This is a genomic window from Gardnerella sp. c10Ua_244 (assembly GCF_055818055.1).
Genome location: NZ_JARFVS010000011.1, coordinates 1 through 5,958 on the forward strand (window position 1 = coordinate 1; position 5,958 = coordinate 5,958).

At 42.1% G+C, this 5,958-nt stretch carries 5 protein-coding genes; all 5 read right to left on the bottom strand.

Annotated elements, in window-relative coordinates:
* Positions 1 to 94: 94 nt before the first annotated feature.
* Positions 95 to 385: a VRR-NUC domain-containing protein gene (locus P0108_RS06980; protein WP_004105020.1), complete on the bottom strand. Its 291-nt coding sequence runs from the start codon at positions 383 to 385 to the stop codon at positions 95 to 97.
* Positions 357 to 692 carry a hypothetical protein gene (locus P0108_RS06985; protein ID WP_018645377.1) on the bottom strand — a complete coding sequence of 112 codons (336 nt, stop codon included), beginning with the start codon at positions 690 to 692 and terminating at the stop codon, positions 357 to 359. Before P0108_RS06985 ends, P0108_RS06980 begins: the two co-directional genes overlap by 29 nt.
* Before the next feature lie 397 nt (positions 693 to 1,089).
* Positions 1,090 to 3,006 carry a phage/plasmid primase, P4 family gene (locus tag P0108_RS06990; RefSeq protein WP_014554455.1) on the bottom strand — a complete coding sequence of 639 codons (1,917 nt, stop codon included), beginning with the start codon at positions 3,004 to 3,006 and terminating at the stop codon, positions 1,090 to 1,092.
* Positions 3,007 to 3,302: 296 nt separating this feature from the next.
* Complete coding sequence (locus P0108_RS06995; RefSeq protein WP_018645381.1) at positions 3,303 to 3,671, bottom strand: DUF7768 domain-containing protein; 369 nt, start codon at positions 3,669 to 3,671, stop codon at positions 3,303 to 3,305.
* Positions 3,672 to 3,824: 153 nt separating this feature from the next.
* Positions 3,825 to 5,958, bottom strand: a 2,134-nt coding sequence (locus tag P0108_RS07000; protein WP_473730924.1) for a DNA polymerase, incomplete at its 5' end; no start/stop codon positions are given.

Below are 5,958 nucleotides of genomic sequence, written 5' to 3' on the forward strand. Positions count from 1 at the left end.
CGTAAGACTTATAACACTCTTACCAAGTCCCATTTCAAGCAAAACCGCTGAAACCGGATGTGTGATAATAAAATCAGTCGCATACTTTTGATACTCATGTGGCTCGTATAGCATCAATCACACCTCCAATCTGACTCTTCTCATCAACCACGAAAACCTTAAAACCTAAAGCCTGTAAGTCTTTCATCCGTTTCACCTGTAAAACTCTAGGCTTTTTACCTGGTGCTTTAAGCTCGACAAAACCAATCTTCCCGCCGTTAAGTAAAACCAGCCTGTCAGGAAGCCCGTCAACAGAAGGACTCGTAAGCTTTATAGCCATGCCTCCAGCAGCTTTAACATCACGGACGAGTTTTCGCTCAGTTTCCTTTTCTCTTAAAAAGCCCATCAGATACCTCTTTTGCCATCTCAATGATTTTCTTATCAACTTCGTTTCTCGGCTCATCAGAAACATCGCCATAAAACACGTCAATATAGTGATTGCTTAACTGTGGGTGATCTTTGAACATATTGTCCTCAGCATGCGAAGATACTTCATCAATCATGTTCATGGCTTTTAACAGTCTGTCTTGATCTTTCACTAAAAGCACCGGGCTAATATCGACCACTAATTGGCTAATCAGACTCTTAGTCAGTCGCATTGCTGCTCCTGCTTGCTTGTAGGTTTCTACTGTTCTCTCTTGTTTGTTAATCATGGTTTATTCCACCTTTCTCAAATCTTATTTTTCATTTATTGAATAGAGTTGTTTCATTCGTTGGTTTTGCCCGTTTACATCAGGCGAATGTTATTTGTGTAGCCATGTATGCTTTAGACCCATCTTTTACTTTTCTCTATATATACTTATATTTCTTTTATTTTTTTCTCTTATATAAAAAGTAAAGAAAAAGGGTACACTACAATACAAAACCCCTATTTATCAGGCTTTTCTTTCTTGAAAACGTGCATGGTAGCGTGTAGGCAACGCCTATTTTCGTGTATGAAAAAATCCTATAGAACATTTTTCTCTGAACCCGGTTTTTACCATGTAAAACATTTGCCTACACGCCAATACATTTTTCAGGAAGTATCTTTCAGTTTTACCGTGCTTTACATCAAAGAAAATCCTCCTGTGCCTGCAAATTCGGATTAATGGAAAGCCCACACCACTGGTAGCCCTTACCCGTCCGTTTTTTGCTATAACCCGCTAACAGTAAAGCCTTAGAAAAATCCCTATCGTTTCTAACATATTCACCGTTAAGGTTTGCCCACTGGCGGTAAGACAAGTAAAGACTCCTACTCATCTCCGTTTCATTCACGCCCTTAATGCAATAATCAGTGATGAAATGGCCTATCCAGTCGTTTTCAGCCCGATAAGCGTCCTTAGCCTGCTCTACCACCTTACAAGTAGGGAATTTATAACTGTTTTGGATATAAAGCTTGGCTCCTTCAATCATCCATTGAAGTATTGCCCCACCTGCTTTTTGCAAAAGTTCATCAACATAGTCTGTTTTCGGATTCTTGATTTCTTTCGTAAACGGTGCGACAAAGATTCTCCGCCACGTTCCCTTATCGTTCGAACCGACTTTCGGCAGATGGTTCGTGTAGAGAATAGTTGAGTGGCTTGGCGTAAACGTAAAAGGAGCATAATATTTCCTCTCAGCTGAAATATCATCCACGCTTGCTATCTGTTTCAGCATGGAAATAGAAAGCCTTTGCCCTTCCTCAGTTTCCGAGGCAAGAATAAACCTTTTACCGCAAAGCTCCGCTAAATCCACTTTCACGTTTTTAGCCCGAGTGGTTAAAGACTCCGCAGGTATTTTCCCCGCATAATCTCCAAGCACATGTGCTTCCGCGTTAAACACGGTCGACTTACCGTTGCCACCTGACCCGTACACCAGCAAAAGCGATTCTTCAAACACTTGACCTATAAGCGTACTACCCGCATGGCTTTGAAGAAATGTCTGAAACTCTTTATCACCTGCGGTAACCATATCAAGCGTTGTCTGCCACAATCCCATGTTCTCCCGTGAAGGGCAAACAGCGGTCATTTTCGTACAGTACGAACACGGATCATGTGCTTTTAGCTCTCCAGTCTTTAAATCCACGATTCCGCAAGGCGTGTTTAGAATGAAAGCATCACGATCCAGTCCTTCGTTTGCAACTTCCAGCATGGATTTAGCAAGCTTTAATATCCCGGACACTTTACTGTGATCATTCATCTTCTTAGCAAACGAAAGATACTGTTTTGCCTGATTCACTTCACTCTTTGCTTTATCCGCCTGCTCTTTATCACCTGATGATTCGGCTTGAACGAACTCTTCGTAAGCTGTCTTAAACTCGATACCAGCATTTTTCAAAACCTTTTTAGCAATAAGCATGTAAAGTTTCATAACTTTAAGCTCAGACGCTTCCCACTTCTTGCCCGTCCAGTAAAGCCAGCCGGCAGACATCGTATAAACAGCCTTATTCTTGTTATGTTTGGCAAAAACCTCAGCCATCGCAATATCTGTTAAATCATCCGGCTTATACTCCTCATAGCTTTTGCCATACTCGCTAGGCGGAATATAACCTTCTTGACTTGCTACTTTAAGCCCGAACTTTTTAGCCGAATACCAGATTTTAGATAATTCTGCATCAGGCAAAGGAGGATTGCACCGTTCTGCTTCACTCAAAAACTTCTCATGTGTTTCATCTGTAGCACCATAACGTTTGATGAGTTTTCCTGCGATATGACTAAGCCTAGAGTTTCTCTGCCCTGATGGTATTTCTTCTGTTCCTGCATCAAATTCACTGAAATCTTCTTCCGAGAGGAAATCAGTGATTGTTTTTTCACCATCGTAAAGTTCTACCTGTGGAGTTTTAACACCGTAGAGAAAACGTGCCGCATCAAGAGCGTTACTGTCAAAATACGGGAATACTGATTGAATCTTTGTTTTAAGCTCCACATAAGCTTTAGCATCGCTTACTTCTTCAATTGGAAAATACACGTGAAAACGTGGTCTTGCACACTTCCCATGCTTGTCTTTCATGTGGTTTCTACTATAAGACGCGTAAAAGCACACGTTCGGAAACGCTAAAGCAACATCAAAAGGTGTCACCCAGTCTTTACCAACATCAGAATGGTCGTTATCACAGTCCATCGGAATACAGGTAGATGAAATGAAATTATCTTTAGACCTATAACTGTTAGTAAACTGTGCTGTGACATGGTCAAAAGAGATAGCCTTATTAAAACTATCTCGATCACAGACTTTTATTTCGTCAGGATACAAGCAGTTACTACTGTTTCCCACACAGGAAGCTGTATAAATTTTGCATTCAAGCATCAATATTCACCCCCTAAATCCTTATCCGTAAAATACTTAATCGGCTGCCTGCGTTTTTCTGCAAGATTGATTTCTACTTGCATGCCGCCTGTGATTTTCTCCCCGAACACCCACAGCTCGTTGCACTTGCCTAAGAGGATAATGTCCATAAACATCGCATCCCCTCTATGCTTTTGATTCTCATCATCCATGAACGGGAAAAGCAGGTGTGGAGTGATAGGGATTGCTCCGCGTGAATACGCGTAAGCCGCACACCGGATAGCGTGGTTCACGTTTCTTTCTTTATCTCCACGGTAGGGAGCACAAATGTAGACGATAGGCTTAAAATTCGGTGTCGTTTCTAAATGCTTTTTATAAGACTTACCCACTTTTAGTCTCCTTTAACACCACGTTTTTGCTTACTAATATTGTTTTTAATAGTCATTCGCGTATCCTTTTACGTTCTTTCTGAAGGCGGTATTGCCTTCTAAATCACAGGCAAAGAAAAAGAGCAGGTTTTTAACCCTGCTCCTAAAATTTTTTTAATCTTTTTTGTAAAACTCGCACTCGTAGCCGTCAGCGCGTAAAACAAGCCCTTCCGCCCAGGGTGGTGTTCTTCCCATTAGCTCACACACGCTTTGAACACTCACATTCTTATCGGTTTCGATAATGGCTTCATCATGCACGTGAGCGACGATACGATATTCTTTCAGCGTTTGCATAGCGTAAAGTAGAATGTCACGAGCTATAGCTTGCGTAATGTTTTCCACAAATTTAGGCCCGTAGCTTTCCAGCCGCTCCCATTTTTTAGTAGACCCCACACCCTCATAGGTGACTGATTCGCCACCATACTTGTTTTCTTCCACGCGTGGCTTCACATAGTAAAGGCATCTTTTCGAAGGCAGTTTGATGATAAGAAACCCACTCTTGTAAGTGAACACTATATTGTGTGTTCGAACAGAAATGCGTTCGTGTACACACTGTTTTACAGCTCTGTCCACATCCCACCACAATGAAACAATATGTGGATTAGCAGATCTCCAATCATTAACTAACTGTTGCAAATCATCTTCATGTAAACCCATATCAAGAGCACCCATTGCCTTTAATGCTCCTACTGCACCACCGTAGCCACAGTTATGCACGAGCTTTCCCGATACGGTAAAACGATGATTTGGTCCGGCATTTCGTATGTCATAAACTCGAGCCTTGCTTCGATTAAACGCCAGTTTTTTCTGTGTTGCACTACAGCTGTATTTGCTCTTGATATGATTTCTTCTCTGCCTATTCCTTTCGATAACATTCTTGTAACTACCGATCTTGCGTATGGCCAATATTGTTGCTCCCACCGTGTTAGGATAGCGTTCTGCTTGTTGTTTTGATTGACTATTCTTGGAACAAAGCGGATATTTCCTTTTTCGTAGTTGCCGTTTGTATTTATCCGATCTAATTCCCAGTCTTTTTGCACATTGTCTACCTCTTGTAAAATCCACAAGCCTGCTTCTAAAACAGAATGGAAGCACCACTTTATCCCTCTTGCACCATAGTTTTTGTAATTTGGATCTCTTGGATTGATGCATCGCTGTTTCGCAGCACTTAGCCGCTTTTCTAGCCATATTGGTATTTGTTTCGGCTGCGAGCAAGCTTGACACCCTTTTGATTTGCCCGACTTTAGACTGTTTAAGTCCTGCCATTGAACGCTTCCGCACCCTACGCATTGTGTCAATACATAACAGTGGTTTTGCTTTTGATTCCAGTGTTTCTCTGCACTTATGATTTTCACCCAGCCGTATTGTTCTCCGACCATCTCCGGTTTGTATGAGATGTGTTTTGCAGATGGCGGATTCAATAAACCGTATTGGCTTCGGTTTCCCTTTAACCCAGACGAGATGGTCTGGTGTTGCTCTAAGTCCTTCATACTCGATTACCTCCTTTACACCCTTAAAAACAACTCCGTTATGGTTGACCCAGTTTTCTCCGTCCCACACTTTTTGTTTTGTAGTGACTTCTTCAATTGGAACAAGCCCTTCATCTGTGAGTACAAGTTCACCTTCAGCAATACAAGCAAGTTCCGCTATCTTACCTTTCTGCCGCAAATGCCCGTTTACTCCATGCTTTTCAACAGGCACGCTAAACATTTGAGATGCTGACGAGCAGTAAATGTCTTTACCTTCCTCGAATACTCGCATACGCCATTTTTCACCTGCAAGCCAAGCCAAGACTCTCGCTTCGATCGCTGAAAAGTCCGCGACAATAAACTTCAATCCCGTGCGTGGAATAAAAGCAGTGCGAATAAGCTGGGATAAAGTATCCGGAATATCCTCATAAAGCATTTCCAAAGCTTCAACATTTCCTTGTTTAACAAGACTTCTAGCCTCCGCTAGATCAGGCAAATGGTTTTGTGGCAGGTTTTGTAATTGCACGAGCCTTCCCGCAAACCTTCCTGTACGGTTTGCACCATAGAAGCGAAACATGCCACGCTCCCGATAATCCATGCATGCAGCGTTTTTCATCACCGTATACTTTTTCACCGATGATTTAGCAAGCTGCTGACGAAGCCGCAACACTTCCGCCAACTCTTTACCCACTGTCTTAAGCTCTTTAGCGACTTCTTTTTTACCAAGCGACTCCATTTCAAGACCATGCTTTTTAAGCCAAGAGCGCATTTGTAACACT

Coding starts and splice junctions, on each gene's coding strand:
- P0108_RS06980 (WP_004105020.1), bottom strand. CDS start 385: ATGGGCTTTTTAAGAGAAAAGGAAACTGAGCGAAAACTCGTCCGTGAT.
- P0108_RS06985 (WP_018645377.1), bottom strand. CDS start 692: ATGATTAACAAACAAGAGAGAACAGTAGAAACCTACAAGCAAGCAGGA.
- P0108_RS06990 (WP_014554455.1), bottom strand. CDS start 3,006: ATGAAAGACAAGCATGGGAAGTGTGCAAGACCACGTTTTCACGTGTAT.